Annotated in this window: 12 protein-coding genes; 6 read left to right on the top strand and 6 right to left on the bottom strand. The window is 60.8% G+C overall.

Translation table 11 applies throughout. The annotated features are described in order from the left end of the window. Positions 1 to 136: 136 nt before the first annotated feature. Genes EP837_RS08875 through EP837_RS20955 form a run of 4 tightly spaced genes read left to right on the top strand, consistent with a single transcriptional unit; the run spans position 137 to position 6,543 of the window. A complete protein-coding gene (locus EP837_RS08875; protein WP_082919590.1) occupies positions 137 to 2,521 on the top strand; it encodes a TerB N-terminal domain-containing protein in 2,385 nt (794 codons plus the stop codon). After that, on the top strand, positions 2,518 to 3,801 hold the full coding sequence (locus EP837_RS08870; RefSeq protein WP_066526545.1) for an ATP-binding protein: 1,284 nt from the start codon (positions 2,518 to 2,520) through the stop codon (positions 3,799 to 3,801). The genes EP837_RS08875 and EP837_RS08870 overlap by 4 nt, the downstream gene beginning before the upstream one ends. Next, a complete protein-coding gene (locus tag EP837_RS08865; RefSeq protein ID WP_066526543.1) occupies positions 3,782 to 5,998 on the top strand; it encodes a DEAD/DEAH box helicase in 2,217 nt (738 codons plus the stop codon). The genes EP837_RS08870 and EP837_RS08865 overlap by 20 nt, the downstream gene beginning before the upstream one ends. 29 nt (positions 5,999 to 6,027) lie before the next feature. Further along, positions 6,028 to 6,543, top strand: coding sequence for a hypothetical protein (locus EP837_RS20955; protein ID WP_145902206.1), 516 nt, complete (start codon positions 6,028 to 6,030; stop codon positions 6,541 to 6,543). A 24-nt stretch (positions 6,544 to 6,567) separates the two neighbouring features. On the opposite strand, the gene EP837_RS08855 is transcribed toward EP837_RS20955, so the two are convergent. The 3 genes from EP837_RS08855 to EP837_RS08845 all read right to left on the bottom strand — a co-directional run bounded on the left by EP837_RS08855 (position 6,568) and on the right by EP837_RS08845 (position 13,130). Then, a complete protein-coding gene (locus tag EP837_RS08855) occupies positions 6,568 to 7,188 on the bottom strand; it encodes a thermonuclease family protein (protein ID WP_066526539.1) in 621 nt (206 codons plus the stop codon). After that, positions 7,185 to 7,517: a hypothetical protein gene (locus EP837_RS08850; RefSeq protein ID WP_145902204.1), complete on the bottom strand. Its 333-nt coding sequence runs from the start codon at positions 7,515 to 7,517 to the stop codon at positions 7,185 to 7,187. The genes EP837_RS08855 and EP837_RS08850 overlap by 4 nt, the downstream gene beginning before the upstream one ends. A 723-nt stretch (positions 7,518 to 8,240) precedes the next feature. Further along, positions 8,241 to 13,130 (bottom strand): beta strand repeat-containing protein, encoded by a 4,890-nt coding sequence (locus EP837_RS08845; RefSeq protein ID WP_066526538.1) that lies wholly within the window; start codon positions 13,128 to 13,130, stop codon positions 8,241 to 8,243. A 411-nt stretch (positions 13,131 to 13,541) separates the two neighbouring features. Here EP837_RS08845 and EP837_RS21290 point away from each other — a divergent pair, with 411 nt between their 5' ends. Next, positions 13,542 to 14,273, top strand: coding sequence for a hypothetical protein (locus tag EP837_RS21290; RefSeq protein WP_066526535.1), 732 nt, complete (start codon positions 13,542 to 13,544; stop codon positions 14,271 to 14,273). A gap of 69 nt (positions 14,274 to 14,342) precedes the next feature. On the opposite strand, the gene EP837_RS08835 is transcribed toward EP837_RS21290, so the two are convergent. The 3 genes from EP837_RS08835 to EP837_RS08825 form a co-directional block, all read right to left on the bottom strand. Next, a complete protein-coding gene (locus EP837_RS08835) occupies positions 14,343 to 14,978 on the bottom strand; it encodes a hypothetical protein (RefSeq protein ID WP_066526532.1) in 636 nt (211 codons plus the stop codon). A gap of 151 nt (positions 14,979 to 15,129) precedes the next feature. After that, the gene (locus EP837_RS08830) at positions 15,130 to 16,302 is read right to left on the bottom strand and encodes an adenylosuccinate synthetase (protein ID WP_066526530.1); all 1,173 of its coding nucleotides are present in this window, start codon (positions 16,300 to 16,302) and stop codon (positions 15,130 to 15,132) included. Position 16,303: 1 nt separating this feature from the next. Beyond that, complete coding sequence (locus EP837_RS08825; protein WP_066526529.1) at positions 16,304 to 17,188, bottom strand: hypothetical protein; 885 nt, start codon at positions 17,186 to 17,188, stop codon at positions 16,304 to 16,306. A gap of 69 nt (positions 17,189 to 17,257) precedes the next feature. Here EP837_RS08825 and EP837_RS08820 point away from each other — a divergent pair, with 69 nt between their 5' ends. Continuing rightward, positions 17,258 to 17,926: an NUDIX hydrolase gene (locus tag EP837_RS08820; RefSeq protein ID WP_066526526.1), complete on the top strand. Its 669-nt coding sequence runs from the start codon at positions 17,258 to 17,260 to the stop codon at positions 17,924 to 17,926. Positions 17,927 to 17,938 lie beyond the last annotated feature (12 nt).

Raw genomic sequence — 17,938 nt, 5'->3', positions numbered from 1 at the left:
TTCACGCTGCTATATCCGCATTTATTATTCTACGGCTAACATCAACTGATTCAGATCACTTTGCCATTTTTGGGGAAGAGTAAGGCTCTGGCAATCCGAATAACTTTGGGACAGTATCCCTAAGTCGGGGGGAAGAATGATGGCCCAGTCAGAAGGTTGGCTCTCTAGAGTCGCGCGTCGATTTGGCGAGATGATGTCTGGCGCCCCGGCGATAGGCACTGACGGACAGCCCGAACTCGGTCGGCCCACGGAGACAACCGCGGCGACAGCGTCATCGCCCTCTCCGCCTTCGAACCTCGGTAGGGCTCCGCCGGGCGTCAGCCTGAGCGCCAATGGCCGATACCTTTATGGCGGATACTCATTCTCGACCCTCGAGCAGGCGTCAGACTATGCAACGCGGATGACCAAGCCGGGGGTCGCCACGCCGCGGCCTTGCCCCTCCGCGCCCGCATCTTCGACATCGAAGAGGCAACGCGCTCCAGCCTGCTGGGTTAACCACCCGGCTGTGGTTCAGGTGGGAGCGCGAACCGTCACTCTGGATATGGTCTACTATGGCACTCCTGCCCGGCATGACCCGGCGCGTGACAAGAGCCGGATCGATCCCACGCTTCCCATCAATCCTCAAGGCGATCCCTCCGGCGACACCTTGACATACTGGCCGAGCTACGATCGCCTCGATCCGCGGGCACGCTGGACCTATCTGGACTGGCTGGAGAATGGCCGGACGGATCCTAACATCCCGATCGGCTACGTGTTCGTGTTCTTCTACGGCCTCGAGCAGCGCTTGCTGGTCGATGAAGCCAAGGACGAGGCGTCAGCGATCTTCGCCGAGCTTCGGCGCCTCCTTTTAATCCATGGAGAGAACTACTCTTTTGCGGCCTATGCGTCGAAGCTGCTCGCGCTTTCCTGCCTATACGGCGAAAACGCCGATCAGCAGCTAACATCCGCTCCGCCGCACAACTACGAGATGGAGCTGCCGCTCAATGTCCGAGTGCGGCTTGGCAGCCGAATCGAGCGAAACCAGCCCTTCGATGCCGACGACTGTCTTCTATGGGTGCTATCGCTTCCAGACGTCTACCTCCGGATGCCGGGGCAGCGGTGCTTCGAAGAGCTGCTCGGCCTCTGGCGCGTCCGCTTCGCTGTCCGCAATCCAGAAGGATTACGGGTCCGACGGCCGAAGTCGAAGATCCGCTCCCGATATCAGGCGGCAAGCAACACGTTCTTCCGTTCGATCGAAATGGATCTTCCTGACATTTCTGGGACGCAGGCCCCACTCAATAGCCTTCGCACGATCCTCGACGGCTGCATGGAAGATCTATCAGCCTACAGCCGACTGCTGGGCCGAGACCCAAATGCTCGCGGAACGCTGCGCGGCGACCTCCTGCTACCACTGGAGCTCCGCCGGGGACGGGCCTCCTTCGCCGATTGCCGGAACGCGCTCGATCAATCGACAGTTGGCGGCTTGGCAACGGTCGGCGACGTGGCACGCGCCCTCGATCTGGAGCTAGGGCCGGGCACCGAGAAGCTGCCTGCAGTTTTCGTTCGGCAGATGGGCCTCGCGCTCGACGCGCTGGATCTCGGGTTCGAGCCCGATCGCCGCTACGGTCCGGCCGCTGCGCTCCGGGCCGATGGACGCGTCGCCCTGTTCCCGGCAAGCCTTGGTGGGGCCGTCGATCCCGAACGCTCGGTCTACGCGGCTGCCCGCGGCATGGTTGAAGTCGCAATGCTGGCCGCAGTGTCGGACGGGACTGTCGCCTCCTCAGAGATGGACGCCATTGAACGCCGTCTGCGCTCGACACCCGAGCTCAAGGAAGAGGAGATCATCCGGCTGCTCGCGTGCGGAAACGCTCTCGCTGCGGATCCGCCAAAGGTCCGTGCAGCCCTGAAGAAGCTGGCGGACATCGCTCCTGAGAGCAGGGCGGCGCTCGCGGCCTCCGCGGTCGAGGCAGTGCTAGCAGATGGCCGAGTCCTGCCCGACGAGGTTAGGTTCCTCGAGGCGCTCCACGCGGCGCTCGGGCTACCCGCGAGCACGCTCTATTCCGCCCTGCATCGCAGCGGCGAGGATGCCGGTCCGGTGGAGGTGCTGCCAGCCACTGACGAGCGCATGGTGCCGCTGCCTGACGAGCCAAAGCGGGCGGGCGTTGCCATCGACGCCGCCAGGCTTGAGAGGATCCGCGGCGAAACGACGCAGGTGTCCGCGATGCTCGCGGCAATCTTTGTCGAGGAGGAGCCCGAACCAGCCCCCGCCCCTCCGCCTAAGGCAAGCGTCGCCGCATCGGCTTTCGCTGGCCTCGACGCCCCCCATTCTAATCTTCTTATTCGCCTTCTGGCCGGCCCGATGGCTCGGACCGATTTCGATGCACTCGCGGCTGAGCTGCGCCTGATGCCAGACGGCGCCATCGAGACGTTGAACGAATGGGGCTTCGACAATTTGGGCGAGCCGATCGTGGAGGACGACGACGACGTGCGCGTCTCCTCCGAAGTGACTGACCAACTTGAACCAATGGGAGTTGCCGCTTGAGCACAATCCGACGCAAGGACCGGGATCTCATCATTCAGGCCCTTTCCGCCGGCGTCGTTCCACGGGTGGGCCTCCAGCATATCCAGGTCGGACGCTCTCAGGAGGTCGGCGCGCTCGTCCGCGACATCGACCGGATCGCGGACGCCGGATCGGCCGTTCGCTTCGTCATCGGCGAGTATGGAGCAGGCAAGACCTTCTTCCTGAATCTCGTGCGTCTCATCGCCCTCGAACGGAAATGCGTCACGGTCCACGCCGATCTCGCTCCCGACCGTAGGCTTCACGCGACTGGGGGACAGGCCCGCGGCCTCTATGCGGAGGCTGTCCGGAACATGGCGACACGCACGAAGCCGGAAGGCGGCGCTCTTCCTAGCATTGTCGAGCGATTCGTAACGGAGTGCGTTCGGGAGGCTGAAGACGGTGGAGCTCCTGTCGAGCGAATCATCGACCGGCGCCTCGCTCCCCTGCTGGAGATGCTAGGCGGTCACGACTTCTGCACGGTGCTCAAGACATACTGGCGCGCCCACGAGGATGGTGACGACGGCCTCAAGGCGGCGGCGCTGCGCTGGCTCAGGGCCGAGTATCCCACCAAGACGGAGGCGCGGCAGGCCCTCCCCGTTCGCAGCATAATCGACGACGCGGACGTCTATGACACATTCAAGCTTCTCTCAGCGTTCGTTCGCATCGCGGGGTATTCAGGACTTCTCGTGGTCTTCGACGAGATGGTCAACCTCTACAAGCTGCAGAGCTCCCAAGCGCGCAACCAGAACTACGAGCAGCTTCTCAGGACGCTCAACGACGTGCTGCAGGGCAATGTCGAGGGGCTCGGCTTCGTTTTCGGAGGAACGCCGGAGTTCCTACTCGACAGTCGGCGTGGCCTCTACAGCTACAAGGCGCTCCAATCGCGGTTGGAAGAGAACAGCTTCGCCACAGAGGGGCGGATCGATCTCAGCGGACCAGTGATACGGCTCCAGAGCCTGTCGCCCGAGGATCTCCTCGTGCTGCTAGGAAACATCAGGTCGGTCTTCGCACTCGGAGACCCATCGGCCTTCCTCGTGCCTGACGAGGCGAAGACCGCCTTCATGGAGCATTGCAATAAGCGGATCGGCGAGGCCTATTTCCGCACACCCCGCAACACCATCAAGGCCTTCGTCCAGTTTCTGTCCGTTTTGGAGCAGAACCGTGACACGCAGTGGCACGATCTGATCGCAGCTGTCTCGCCGGACAGGGAGGAGCCAGAAGAGCCAGAGGCGGACGAAGAGCTTGTCGACCTTCGCATCTGACGCCCCGTCCTATGATCGGCTTCATCCTGAAATCCGCCGCTGGGTGCGCGATGAGGGATGGACCGGCCTGCGTGAGATACAGGACACGGCGATCCGCTCGATCCTGGGATCCAGCAGCGACGTAATCATCATGGCCGGCACAGCCTCGGGCAAGACCGAGGCAGCGTTCCTGCCGCTGCTCACCGAGGCAGCGGAGATGACAGGTGGTGGCCTTCGCCTCCTATACGTCAGTCCGCTCAAGGCGCTGATCAACGACCAGTTCAGGCGTCTCGAACCTCTGTGCGAACGCCTTGGTCTACCAATCACCCGTTGGCATGGCGACGCGCCTCAGGGTCCTAAGACGAGACTGCTCAAGGCGCCAGCGGGCGTCGCGCTGATCACCCCTGAATCGATCGAGGCCCTCCTGCTGCGCCGCCCCGCCGATGCCACTAAGCTGTTCAGAGGCGTGCATGGGATCGTCGTGGACGAGCTTCACGCATTCCTCCAAGGCCCGCGCGGGCTGCACTTGGCCTCTCTTCTCCGTCGCGTCGACAGGATCGCGTCCGGACGCCCGCGACGGGTCGGCCTCTCCGCCACGCTAGGCGATGCCGACGCGGCCTGCCGCTGGATGAACGCGGTCAGCCCCCAGAGCGTAACAGTATTGCGGGCGCCGAAGAGCGGCCCAGGCGTCAGGCTGCAGATTCGAGGATACGAAGAGCCTCCCGAGGCAGTCGGGATCGATGAGATCGCCGAAAACGGTGCGCACGATGCGCTCAGCCAAATCGCCGACCATATCTTCGCCAACCTGCGCGGATCGAACAACCTCGCCTTCGCTGCCTCTCGCCGGACGGTCGAGGCACTCGCGGACCGCCTCCGCGAGCGGTCGGAGCGAGACAAGGTGCCGGAGGAATTCTTCCCGCATCACGGCAGCCTCTCCAAGGAACTCCGCGAGACGCTGGAGACGCGGCTCAAGGCTGGCGACCAGCCTACCACCGCAGTCGCGACGACAACGCTCGAGCTCGGCATCGATCTGGGCAGCGTCCAGTCGGTCGCCCAAGTGGGTGCGCCTAGATCGCTTTCCGGTCTGAAGCAGCGCCTCGGTCGGAGCGGCCGTCGCGGTAGCCCGGCGGTGCTCCGCATCTATGTCCGCGAAGACCATCTCGATCCGGATTCCGATCCGCTGGACAAGCTACGCCTCGAAACGGTGAGGGCCGTCGCCTGCGTCCGACTTCTGCAGGAGAATTGGGTCGAGCCCTCTACAGAAGACCCCTCGCTTGCCACGGTGGCTCTGCATCAGACCCTCTCGCTCATAGCATCCGAGGGCGGCGTCCGTGCGCCCGCGGCGCACAAGCTCCTATTCGGTCGGGACAGCTACCTAGCCTTCGCGCCGTCCGACTACGCCGATTTGCTCCGCGGGGCTGGTCCTCAGGGTTTCGAACTTCTCGAACAATCGCCAGATGGCATCCTCATGCTCGGTCGTGCGGGGGAGGAACTGGTCCAGGCGCGCGACTTCTATGCCGTCTTCAAGACGGACGAGGAATGGCGCCTTGTCTCGAGCGGCCGTACCCTCGGGACCGTTCCGCTCACCAATGTCCTCGGGATAGGATCACTCGTAGGCTTCGCAGGCCGTAGATGGCGCGTAGAGGCGGTCGATGACCGCGCCAAGGTGCTCGAAGTTGTTCCCCATCGATCCGGGAAGCTGCCTCGCTTCGATCGGCCCGCGAACGAGCAACTGCACGACCACGTCACCGCGACGATGCTGGAGGTGCTGTCTGACCACGAGATCCCCGCATATCTCGATGCAGCCGGAAAGAAGTTCCTCCTGCAGGGGCGCACCGCGTTTCGCGAACTCGGCCTCCATCGGCGCGCACTCATCCCCGCGGCGCGAGACACCCACGTCATCACCTGGCGTGGCACGGCTATAAATTCGGTGCTGTCGATCGTCCTCATGAGCGCTGGCCTAGAGGTTGCGGTCCACGACGTGGGCGTGACTGCGTTCGATGTGACACCGAAGCAACTCGCTGGCATTCTCCAGCAGGCGGGCGATTGCCCGCCGATGGAAGATCTCTCGGACTTTGTCCTTGGGCTGAGAACCGCGAAACTCGACGATTTTATAGAGGAGAGTGTGCTTCGACGCCTTTGGGCTGCCCGGAATGAAAAGCATCGAGACACTGTGAGCTCAATCCTAACCGAATTGCGGACCGCGATGACATTTTAACCGGATGCTCGAGCAGCTGAAACTGAAGCATGTTGACATACGCCGGCTTGCGGAACCCAACGCAAACCTACAATGGGCATCATTTCTACATAGTGCCGGATAGTATGCGACCTGAACTCGACAAAAAAGAAATTACCAGACGCGTGTTTGAACGAGCTGCTTGGGTAATGCATCAGTCATGGGAAGAAAACTGGCGTCACTCGCGTTTGCTTGATGAGCCATTGATCCCTAACCATATAATCATGGCTGGGCGCTCACGGGCGTCCGCTGACCATCGTGAACATGTTGTGCCCTTGGCGCTCATTCGTAATCAGTGCGAGAAGATGTTTTCTTCGGGAGCAGATGCGTCAGCGGTCGCGAAGTTGTTGGAGCGGCATTTGAAGATCGTGATGATCTCCAAAGCTGAACGACAGCGCCTCGACTTCGAGCTCGGCCTGAAAGTGCGCATGCCAGAAGGTTGGTCGTTCGACGACGAGAATGCTGACCCTTTTGCGCGGTTGAAGGCTGCCGGCATTGAATGGGATCAACTTGAACTGAACGTCTGATGATATGGAAAGCGAGGCACAGCTCTAAATCAGTCGCCCCTGCCCCTCCGCTTGCCGCATTCGATGCTTCTGGCGACGCTTACAGTTCCACGGCGGATCGGGATTGTTGCTCACCCATAATCCGCGCCGGTTCCGCCTGGCATCGTCCTGTGCATTGAAATATTCCGCTTCGCGGTCGAACGCATATTGCTCTGTGACCCAGGCCCAACCGTTTACGATCATCTCCAGCTCGATATTGCGGGTAACGCACCGGGGTCTCGTCACCAAGCCAGATCCCCGCTTACCCTCATGATAATATTCCACCCTTCCGGCATCCATCTGCTCCGTCAAATATGCCATGCAGAGGAGGCGTTTATACGGGTCTATAGGTACGCCGCCCGTCGCTTCCTTGCCAATCGGAAGCAAACGAAGCTTTTTGCCACCTACCAGCCCGAGCAGAAAGTCGCGGGCTTCGGGCCCGAAGGGCTGTTCCATTTCTGGTGCATCTATGAACGCCAACCGGAAAGGGATGCGCTCCACCCATGCCTCTCGCAGTGGGTGCCAAACATTTGCTAGGAAGCCGTCGCCGTCGAAAACCTTCAGGACACGCACATCCAAGGCTTCGTCGGGCCTGATCGGACCCGGATCATCCGGCGCAAGAATCATTCAAGCTCGTCTTGATCATCGACATCCAGCGGTACTTCATGTTGATCATCAGGAAAATAAGCTACAAGCAATTTCGTCGAGGGCGCCGGCGTGACGAGCAACAATGTGCAGGCCTGCTCAGGAACATCCTCTGCCGCAACATCACTCCTATCGCCGATGAGCTTATAGGCTCGCAGTTCATCCTGCGCTGTAGGAATCCCGGCATGATGCCCTACCACGGTCAATGGCGCCGTCAGCTCAGCGACATCACTCCGCGGATCAACAAAGCGATCGCCTTCCAGTGTGACGATGTGGCCCTCGACAAGTGCAGCTACCGGGATCTTGTTCATATTGATGCGCATTCCTTAACCAAACGCGTCGACCCGCTTGAGCCGCCGCTTCCGCCTCTCATCTACATCGATTTAACTGCCTATAAGTTAAGGCATTTTCTCTAGACATCACAGATGCTGATTTTCTGATCATGCGGGGAGAGCCCGAAAAGTCTCTGAGAAGGAAAGCCTCACCCGTACATACGCAGCTATGCGACTGGCGCGTTAGAGCCAAGAGACGCTGTTCAGTCGGAGGCCGGGGGCAGTCCGGAAACCGTAAGTTCCTCTACGATGGCCCGGGCAAGCATCGGCGAGGCCCTTACGAGTTGCTGCAACTCTCGTGTTGCGCCGTCTTCCAGTCCTTGTGCGTATTCACCTGCCACCCAAGGGCGACCGACATGACCGGGAGAGGGCGTGAAAAAGCATAGTGCGCCGTTCCCGTTAGTCAAAATCTGAACCCCGTAATGGGCAAGCCTCTCCATAATCAGACCCGCAATCGTCTTGAGAGGTTCTGCGCCTGTTCCAAAGTTGTTCACGTTCTGTTTACTCGTTGATTCTGCGCCAATATTTCTCGATGGGGTGTGAATAAGTCACGCGACAGATTTGGACGCAGCAGAATTCTTCCACGTTCCAGTGCAGCGGTGGACGTAGCTATCGTCCACCCCGCGCGCGGGAGAGCAAGGCGGGCAAGCAAACGAAAGGGCGCGCCGAAACCGCCGCGCCCTTCCATTGCTACTGGTTGTGTCAGAAGCCGAAGCTAATGCCACCGCGGACCTGACCGAGGCTGTTGTGGCCACCAAAGCCGTAACCGCCAGAGAGGAACAGGTTGACGCGCTTGTTGACAGAAGCATCAATGCCCAGTTCGATCAGTCCGTTACCGTCCGGATCCACGCCCTTCAGGCGGAAGGCGTCGCCGCCGCCCAGATATTGGACCGTGCGATCGCTGCCGATGCTGCCCTGGAAGCTGTACTGAACCTTCGCATAGGGACGATAGGCGATCCCATCGGCATCACCGAGCAGAGCCCCGGCCTTCACGCCCAGAACAGGCGAGAAGACGGTCTTGGAGGCATGATCCACCTTCAGTCCGATGCCAGCGCCACCTTCTTCAGTGAAGCCGTTCATCGACCAGCGACGCAGCGCCAGCTTACCATAGGGGGTCACGACCAGGCCGCTACCGGCGGTCAAGTCGTAGCCCAGCTCCAGGCTGGCATCCAACTGCTTGCCCTTGAAGTCACCTTCAATGGTGCGAGCGAGGATGTCCAGGTCGCGTTCGACTTCAAATTTCGAGAAGCCGTACGCCAGCTGGAAGCTGCCGTAGAAGGGGCCAAAGCCCTGGGTCGCATAGGCACCGATGGTGTAGGTGCGAACCTGCGCCTCTTCCTGCGAACCCTGGGCAGTGACGTCATGCTGACCATAGCCAAAGCCGATGCCGAAGGCGCCGTCTTCCTGATAGGCTACGTCGAGACCGAAGGCGCCACCATAGCTGTTGGTCTTGATCTTCGACGCGCCCGACTTGGTGCCACCCGTCTTGGCGAAGTTGGCCGACGGGTTGAACCAGATCTGGGTGCCCAGCGCCTCACCATAGCCACGGCGAGCAGCCAGACGGTTGACGGTGGTGTTGAAGACCGCGTTCTGATCGACCGCGGCCAGCGAACCGTAGATCTCCGCCGAGGAAAGCTCGTTGAAGACCTCAGCCGCCTGGGCGCTGTTCAGGCGCCAGTCGAGACCAGCAGCGATGTTGGCGATGTCCTGCGCATTGGCGATCTCCGTAACCGAAGCAAAGCCATTGCCGCCAGCAGCATCCGTCTTCACCCGAGCGATGACGTCAGCCAGCGCGCTGTCCAGACCCACGGCTGCCGAAGCGGCATTGGGATTGGTTGCGCCCGTGGCGTAGCTGTTGCGGGTCGCCTCGATCGAAACGGTCTTAGCGGTCGCGTCATGCTTCAGACCGAAGGTGACGAACTGTGAGGCGAGCGTCGGTGCCGCGGTGGCGGTGACGTTGCCGGTGCCGGTATAGGTGAACAGCGTGTAGCCGTCGCCCGTCGAATAGAGGCTATCCTTCGACACCGTCACCGCGACCTTGCCAGCAAGGTTCAGGTTACCGTCCACAGTGACCGACGACGGGATCGAGAAGACACCGGCATTAGTCGGGGTGGTGAAGTAGGGAACGCTGACCCCACCGGTGATCGGACCCAGCACTTCTGGCGCTGCGCCGCCATCGTTGACGGACAGGTTGCCAAAGCGGACCAGCGAGGGATTGACGCCTACAACCGTCGTGCCGTTGGCAGTCTGGGTGTAGTTGCCCTGCTGATAGAGCTCGATGCCCTTGATCGCTTCGGGTCCCGGCGTGACGATGCTGTTGCCGACCGTCTGAATGAAGGTCGGTGCACGACGGCCGAGGACCAGGGTGGCATCATTGTTGATGTTGCCCTTGATGCCGAAGACAGCATCATCCGAACCGTCAACGTCCAGCTGGAGCTCGCCAGCCTGCACGTTGAGATTGCCGACATCCATCGTCCAGGCGGCAGGGGCAGCCCCTTCAGCCGGGACATATTCGGCGCCCGTCACCACGAAGGTGCCCGCACCGGTCTTGTTGACCGTGTTGACGCCCAAGACGCGAACCGCAGTAGGACCGAACAGGCCTTCCGCTTCTTCCGGCAGCGTGGCAGCCGGCGAGAAGTTGGCGGGCGTGGTCGCATCGGCCGACCGGAGCTCGCTTGCACCAAGGAAGCCGTTACCATTCAGGTTGACGGTCGTGTCGGTCAGGAAGGCCCCGCTGTCGTCACGCTGCGCGTCAATGTCGCCTAGCGTGATCGAACCGTTGTTGAGGTTGATCGTCGCCTTGATGTCGGCGATCTTGATGGCAGCCTCGCCACCCACGGTCAGGTTGAACGCAGCCGGATCGACCTGCGATGCATCGAGCGGAACCGCCGGCGAAAGAAGCGAAGACAGCGCCGACGCCACCTCGCTCTGCGTCGAAACGGCGCCGGCTACGTTGAAACCGCCCGACACACCATTCTGATCGACCGTATAGGTCTGCGCAGCCGCAATCGGGGTCACAGTCACATCGGTGGTGTTGATCGTCGCATCGACCGTCGCCGATCCGCTGAACACCGAGCCACCAAGCGTCGTAACGCCGGTCAGGATACCATTGTTGGTGAACGAGCCCGTCAAACCTTCCAGCTCGACATCGCCAAAGGCGTTTCCGCTGTTGGTGAAGCTGGCGTTGCCGCCCACAGGCATTGCTGCAACCGTAGCCGCGAGGGTACGGATGCCAGCGTTTGTGGGGTTGGTGTCGGTCAAGGTGACAGTGCTTTCAGCATCCAGAGCCGAAACGCTGAACACATTGCCGCCGGTGCCCAGATCGCCATTGTTGACGAGCGAAGCGGAGGTCAGCCCCTGAACTTCGACATCGCCAAGAACGGTGCCGTTGTTGGTGACCGAAGCGGCGCCGCCTACTGCAGTGGTGCTGAAGGTCGATGCAACCGTCACGGGCGTGAAACCGTCCGCAGCGTAGGTTGTGACGGTCTCATCGCTGCTGCTTTCGCCCAGGCTGTTGGCAAACAGATTGCCGCCCGTACCCGTCGCAGCATCCCCGATGACACTGCCGCTGCCGACCGTGATCGAAGCGCCAGCGACGCCCGAAGCAAAGACATTGCCTGCAACGCTTGGCACGCCTTTGCCCTGCAGCGCAGCGGCCGTGTCGATTACGACATCGGCTTGGCCACCAGCATCTGCGAAGCTGTCGGTGACGGTTTGCGACGTCAGCGTGTTGAGTCCGCCAGCAACGCTATATTCAGAAGTGGAACCGTTGCTCGACGTGGACGCGAACGCGCTGGCGTTCACCGAGCCGCCAACAGTGCCGGTGATGGTCGCCGTGGCGTTGCCGAAGCCCGCTGCGACGGTCGCATCCCCATCAATTCGCCCGGCATTGTCGAGCGTGGCATTGGCAGCAACAGCTGGCGCTGACACCGTAAACAGCGAAGTATCGACCTGAGTGCCGTCTCCCGCCGCGTCCGTCGTCCGCGTGCTGGACGTCGCAAAGGAAGCATCGCCTACGGTGAAGAAGAACGGGCCAGTCGGAACAGCCGTGCTGACGAACACATCCTGCTCAACCTTGGCTGCCGAGCCGATTGCTGCCGAGGCAGACGCGCCACCAATGACGCTGACATTGCCGCTGACCAAGCTGCTTCCCTGAAGCGAGACGGCCGCGTCTCCGCCTGCCTGCACCTGATTGAACTGCGTGCCGTTTACCGAGGTGGAACCTTGGAAAACGCCTGCGTCATAGGTGTCGGTGTCTTCGGAGGTGGTTGCCCCATTGAAAGCGATACCCTGGCTGGTCGAGGAGACATTGCCCGACACTTTGCCGCCGTTAATATTGACTGCGCTTGCAGTATCGCCGCGAGAGGCAACATCGCCATTGCGGCCCGAATCGCCTGGGGCAACCGTGCCGGAGATGTTGACCGTGCTCGTGCCGCCGGTCGACGAAACATTGAAGGTGTTGTTGCTGCTGTTCACGACCGAGCCGGTGCCCGCCGCGTCGCGCGAATCGGTCGACACAGCCACGTTCTGCGTAGCAAACGAAGAGCCAGACGCTTCGGAGTAGATGTCGCCGTATACGGTGCCCGTCACGGTCGCCGTGCTGTTCGTGCCGCTCACCTGAGTGATGCTGCCGTCATTGCCAGCACCGAAGTTCAGCGAGCCATTGATGCCCGCATAAGTGCCATCGATATCGCCGCCGACGGTCTGCTGCGAAGTGCTCGACTGGGTGGTCGTGGTGGTGCCCGAAACCGTGCTCGTCGGACCGGTCGAGGTGAAGGTCGTATTGCGGCTGAACGCGTCAGTCTGACCCAAGACCTGGCCGTTGTTGGCGATCGTGATCTCGCCGGACTCGGATACCGCGGACACATCGCCGCTGATGCGGCCAGACGCGGCGTTGGTAACGGAGATCGCCCCTTCGCTGGTCGAGGCAAAGGCGCTGCCTGCAACATCGCCGGTGTTGGCGATGCTGACGGTGCCGGTGGTGGCCGATCCATCGAGGTCGCCATCGACAGTGCCCGCGTTGGTGATCGAGACGTTGGCGGCGTCGAGCGTCTGCCCGATAAGGCTGCCACCCACTTCGCCGGCCAGGCCGTTTGCGAGTGTGACGTCACCAAAGCCAGAGCCGACAACGCTGCCGCCTACAGTGCCATTGTTGGTAACCGATACCGCGCCGCCAAAGTCCGTCGCGCTTACGCTGCCGACGACTTCACCATTGTTGGTGGCGGTGAAGCTGTTGGCGGCACTTGCCGCACCCACGCCGCCGAAGCTCAGGCCGGTTACGCGACCATCATTGGTGAGGTTTACAGCGCCGTCGCCCTGACCCGCCGCAAAGCCTCCCGCAACGAAATCATAGCCGACGCTCGCGCCGCTGATATCCGCGCCGCTGGCAATCGTAACCGTGAGGTCGGGATTGGCTGGCGTGGTGACGGCCGTAGCGATGTCGGCGTTTACGGCTGCTCCGGTCCCTGCGCCGGTCGGCACGTTCACTGTGGCGGGAGCCGCCAATGCACCACCAGCGTTTGCGAGCAGAGCCGCCGCTGGTATGGAGGCTGACAACAGCAGCATCCGGTTGAACCTCGACTTCTTATTCATTCAAAACCCCTATTGGCTGCGATTCTCAGGCAGATGAGCGGCAAACGACGGGCGCCAGTGCTTTCGCGTACGCAAAAGGCTTTGCGCTGATACTGTTCGGAACTCCCCCCATGACACCTGCAGTTGCGCAAATATGCGCAACATGCGCAAACATCTATGTCCAGACCGAAAGCCGTGCAAATCTTTTTTGTGAGTTTGCGCCCTCAAGAATGACAGAAGTGGTCGCAGCCGCAATATACCGGTATGCCGAACCGCAATTTTTCTGATGCATTTGCGCAAATATGCACTTGCAAATTTGCGCTATTATAGTTTGCGCCGGAATGATCGAAGCGCATAATGATGCTGGCGCGACGGACGACGGCCGCATCTGGTCGTGGTTGGCTGTCGCGCTAAGAAAACGGGCGCATACACATGTCTTTTGTCGGTGAGTGGGATCAGGATAGAGCCCGCAGCCTGATCGGTTGCCTGATCAAGGAAACCGGGTTTTCAGCAAGCCAGATTGCGCGCCGCTCAGGTCTTGCGCCCTCCACGCTCACCCGGATCTACCCTAACCCTACGGTCGGCTATTCGCTCTCACAACAAAGCGTCGCTAAGCTCAGGGCCACGTTTCCGGATGCATTTTCCATCTGTGAAACGGATGCGTTGCCGCTGCGATCTCCGACATCCGACATCATGCTGAAGGACGATCCGGCCCTTCCCGTGGTTTCGAAGCAGAGCGGCATCCCAGTGTACGCGGCGAGTGTCCACTTTCCTGAGGAGAGCGGCTTAGCTTTTGCCGAGCAGCTTGAACTCTGGGAAGCCGATCTTTCTCGTCCAGTAGCCTATATGGCAGCACCTTTCGGGCTGGGCGACACTGAACGCTATTTTGTCATGTATATCCCTGGCGAAGCTATGGAACCGCGTTTCAGAGCCGGCGAGCGGGTACTACTCGACCGCGTCAAACCGGCATCGATCAATGCAGATGTGCTGATCCAGTTGCGAGATGAAACAGAACGCTCATTGTGGACCGCCGGTCGACTGCTCGCCCGCGATCGCAACCTTATTGAGCTAAAACAATATCGCGAACAGGCGACGGCATCGATCCCCCACGGCCAGATCAAGCAAGTTTTCCCAATCATCGGTATGATCGACGACAACGTCTGACCCACTGAAAGCACCGCCCCCTCTCCTAGCGCGCGGCGCATGCACCAAATGACGCGGTCAGCGCGCCGATTAAGATTTCATCGCTTTTTCTATTCCGGCCCATTCATGCTCATGCGTGCTGACATGATTCTCCATTCCGGGCTTCGTCAGACAGCCTTTTGGGCTGGTGTAGCTGTGGATCGTTCTGGCCGGTTGTTCGAACCAGGAAATGTTGAAAGCCCAGTATTTGGGAAAGAAGTAGAGACTGGAGTAAGGCAGATGATCATGGATCCACCATGCGAGCTTCTGCCAATCGCCCTCCTCCTGGAAGGCATCCCAAAAAGACGGAACAACGATACAGGCCGTCGCTCCCATCATACCGTCACGCTTCCGATCCCAAATATGGCTCGCGTAGTTCCGCTCGTTGGAGGCGCAGTTATAGCCCGCTTTACCGGCATTCATCATCTCGGAGCCAAGTCCGTTGACGTCGCAGGAGCGGAATGCCGAGCGTATGGCCAGCCGGCCGAAGCGGTCCTGTAGCGGCTCAAGCAGATCCTGACACAGGCGGCTGCCCGCCTCGATGGCGAGGTCAGGGTCATCAGGTACATTTGGAAGCCCGTGGATCGCCGCGATGTCTGAGAACAAAAAGTCGCGCATGAAAAACGACTTTGACAGCCGCACTCTTCCAAATTCGCTCAGACTGGCGACGCTCACCGGCTTTTTCATAGACGCTCCTTTTCTTTCGCCTTTGTCAGTCAAATGCGACATTTCCGGTCACAGTAGATGGCCACCTATCGCACTGATAGCCAGCATCCGCCGCTCCTCGACAATCGCCGTATTCGCGCCAATGGCAACGCGGATGATTGAACTTTTGACTTCATTCGTTGCTTGGAGCCCAAAATTCAGCGGTCCATGGAAGGCGGGTAGCCATCTCAAGCTCCGCCATCATCTCTCGCACTGGCCCGCTTCGCACCTCAGCGCCGTCGATCCACCCCAAGCGATCATCCCTGGCCTGATCCAGACATGTGATCGCAAGCGACGGCGTGACGGCCATAGTATCCCCGGCCACGGCCAGGTCAGCCGCGATACGGCGGCCGAGACGAGCCGGATCGAGAAGGCCGAAGCGCACGGTTTCCTGCCAAGGATTGGGAAGGTTGGTTGCATCATCTACGCTGAACCATTGGTCAATCGACCTTTCATCCTCCATCCCTCCACGTCCATGACGGGTGAGATAGCAGCGGGTGACGTAGACCGCTTCAAGCTCCCCAAGCCCCGCCTCTGTGGCGATGGCAGTGATGTTGGCAAGACCCGTACTGGAGCGCGTGACGAATGGGAAACCAGCTGCACCCTGGTCGAGAAGTAAGCCCTGCGCTGCTTCGAAGATGATCGGCCCCATTCTGGGCAGATCGGCATCGGACTGCAGCACAACCCGTTCCGAAAAAGCCCGGCACTGCTCTACGAAGCGCTCAAGCAAAGCATCGGCCGCCGCAAATGCCAGCGGACCAGAGCTCAGCTCGATGCCGAGTTCCGCGCAGCGCACAGGCAGCCATTCATTCCGGATTGCTCGCAGCTTACCCACAAGATCAGGCCTACAAAGATCTGCAACTGTCACCGCGAAGGAAGTCTGCTCGGAGCGCCCTACCGTCTCTCCAAAACCAAGACCACAGCTACCATGCCGATGGCCACCGCGCGCCAACTCCACCGCCTGATTGACCATCATGTCCCAGGGGGTCGTGACCCAGCCGCGCGGATCCGCCGTTACCCGTGGCGGATCGCCGAAACCGATCAACGTCTCCCATTCATCGGCAAAGAGGATGGGATGCGAAACCATGAAGCGTGACAGATGCGTACGTCCCTGCCGCAGCGTAGCCGAACCGAAATGATGGAACACATGACGCCGCCCGCCCGTCACCACGGTATGGCCTGCCTGCGCGCCACCATTGCTGCGCACTACGACGACATCGGGGCCAAGGGAAGCAGCCAGCCAGTCGACCGTCCGCCCCTTGCCCTCGTCACCATAGTTCGCGCCGATCACGGCATAGGCGCGCATCTCAAATCCTCCCCAGCCCGGCCCAGGGAAGGCGCCGCAGCGGTTCGGGCAATAAGGTGGCGAGGCCGCTCGCGGCTCGTGCGGGGCGACCACTCACCAGTTCAATCGTGGCAACGATCGTTTCAGCAAGCCGCGCCGGGTCCTTCAGATGGAGGACCCGTTCGGGCAGGATCGCCTCCCACGATGCCCGCACCTTCCGCATGTTGCGCGCCGCGTAGCTGCCATCGACGATGATGTGAAACACTTCATAGCCCGCGCTGGCCAGCTTCACCGCTTCGCGGCCCGAGATGCCCCGGCGCGCATCGATGCCCATCACCCGAGCCAGTTGATCACGCTCGACACCGTCCAACACGGGTTCATCGCCGACCGTGAACAGGAAGCCCTCGCGGCGGCGCTTCTCCATGGCGTCGTGCTCGGTCTTGAGGCCGGCGAAGACATGGGCAAGGCAATAGCTCTCCCCATCATTGCCGCCACCGCCGCCTTCCAGCCAGAGCTGGCGCAACTGTTCGACGATACGTAGATCCGCCTCGAACTGCGTGACCTGCAACGGCGCCCGGTCGCAATAGGCATCCCCGATCGCCATCGCCATGACATGAGGATCGCTGACCGGCCTGCGATCCATCAACATCGTGAATGTCTCATTGAGGCCGCGCACAACCAGCTCTTCCGCCAGCATGCCCATCGACCCGGTTACATCGACTCCGATGATGATTGGCGTGGAATCCGGATTGTCGGCGCTGTCGCGCGACTCCCGCATGCCGATCCGCGCCGGATCATAGGCTGGATCCATACCCCGGGCGCCGAAAAGCTCGCCGCGGCTGCGGCCATGAACCGAGCGAGCCGCATAAGCCTCCCAATCGCGGGCGCTCCAATTTCCGTGTCCCATGGTCAATCTCCTTATCGACTCAATAAACGTCATTTTGCATTTTATTAGATAAGATGCAAGATGCAGTTTATGAGCCCGTCATTCGAAAAGCCGATTCTGACCGTCGACATCGTCCCGCTGACATTGAACGAAGACCGGTTGTGCGTGCTGCGCGCCCGACGTGGCGCCGAACCTTTCGCCGAGCGCCAGGCTTTGATCGGCGGCTATGTCCATGTCGGTGAGGACAGCCATCTGGGCGATACGGCGCGGCGGGTGCTCAGCACCAAGGCGGGGCTCACCAATCTCTATGTCGAACAGCTCTCAACCTTCTCCGGCGCGGATCGCGATCCACGGGGATGGTCGGCCAGCGTCGCCTATTTTTCATTATCCCCACGCGAACGACTGGAGCCTGCGTTGAAGATTGAGGGACTGGAACTCAAGCCAGTGGAAGTAGCCGGGGGAATGCCCTTCGACCATGACAGCATCCTTGCTGCCGCGGTCGCGCGGCTGCGGGGCAAGGGCGCCTATTCCGATCTGCCTGCGCGTTTCCTGGGGCCGACGTTCACTCTGGCGGAATTACACGGCGTCTATGAAATTGTCCTGGATGAAAGGCTCAACATCGATGCTTTCCGCCGCAAGGTAATCGAAAGAGGCTTTCTGGAAGAAACCGGAGAGAAGCGTCGCGAGCCCGGTGCCAATCGCCCCTCCCTTCTCTACCGGCTCAGAAAAGGCCATTCCGTTTTCGACCGTCGTGTCTGATACCGCGCATCG

It is taken from the genome of Sphingobium sp. EP60837 (assembly GCF_001658005.1).
GTDB classification, from domain to species: domain Bacteria; phylum Pseudomonadota; class Alphaproteobacteria; order Sphingomonadales; family Sphingomonadaceae; genus Sphingobium; species Sphingobium tyrosinilyticum.
Note: the sequence above shows the minus strand (reverse complement) of the source record. Positions and strands in the feature narration are given on the sequence as shown.

Coding starts and splice junctions, on each gene's coding strand:
- EP837_RS08820 (WP_066526526.1), top strand. CDS start 17,258: ATGAGCCCGTCATTCGAAAAGCCGATTCTGACCGTCGACATCGTCCCG.
- EP837_RS08825 (WP_066526529.1), bottom strand. CDS start 17,188: ATGGGACACGGAAATTGGAGCGCCCGCGATTGGGAGGCTTATGCGGCT.
- EP837_RS08855 (WP_066526539.1), bottom strand. CDS start 7,188: ATGATTCTTGCGCCGGATGATCCGGGTCCGATCAGGCCCGACGAAGCC.
- EP837_RS21290 (WP_066526535.1), top strand. CDS start 13,542: ATGTCTTTTGTCGGTGAGTGGGATCAGGATAGAGCCCGCAGCCTGATC.
- EP837_RS20955 (WP_145902206.1), top strand. CDS start 6,028: ATGTTGACATACGCCGGCTTGCGGAACCCAACGCAAACCTACAATGGG.
- EP837_RS08875 (WP_082919590.1), top strand. CDS start 137: ATGATGGCCCAGTCAGAAGGTTGGCTCTCTAGAGTCGCGCGTCGATTT.
- EP837_RS08835 (WP_066526532.1), bottom strand. CDS start 14,978: ATGAAAAAGCCGGTGAGCGTCGCCAGTCTGAGCGAATTTGGAAGAGTG.
- EP837_RS08850 (WP_145902204.1), bottom strand. CDS start 7,517: ATGAACAAGATCCCGGTAGCTGCACTTGTCGAGGGCCACATCGTCACA.
- EP837_RS08830 (WP_066526530.1), bottom strand. CDS start 16,302: ATGCGCGCCTATGCCGTGATCGGCGCGAACTATGGTGACGAGGGCAAG.
- EP837_RS08845 (WP_066526538.1), bottom strand. CDS start 13,130: ATGAATAAGAAGTCGAGGTTCAACCGGATGCTGCTGTTGTCAGCCTCC.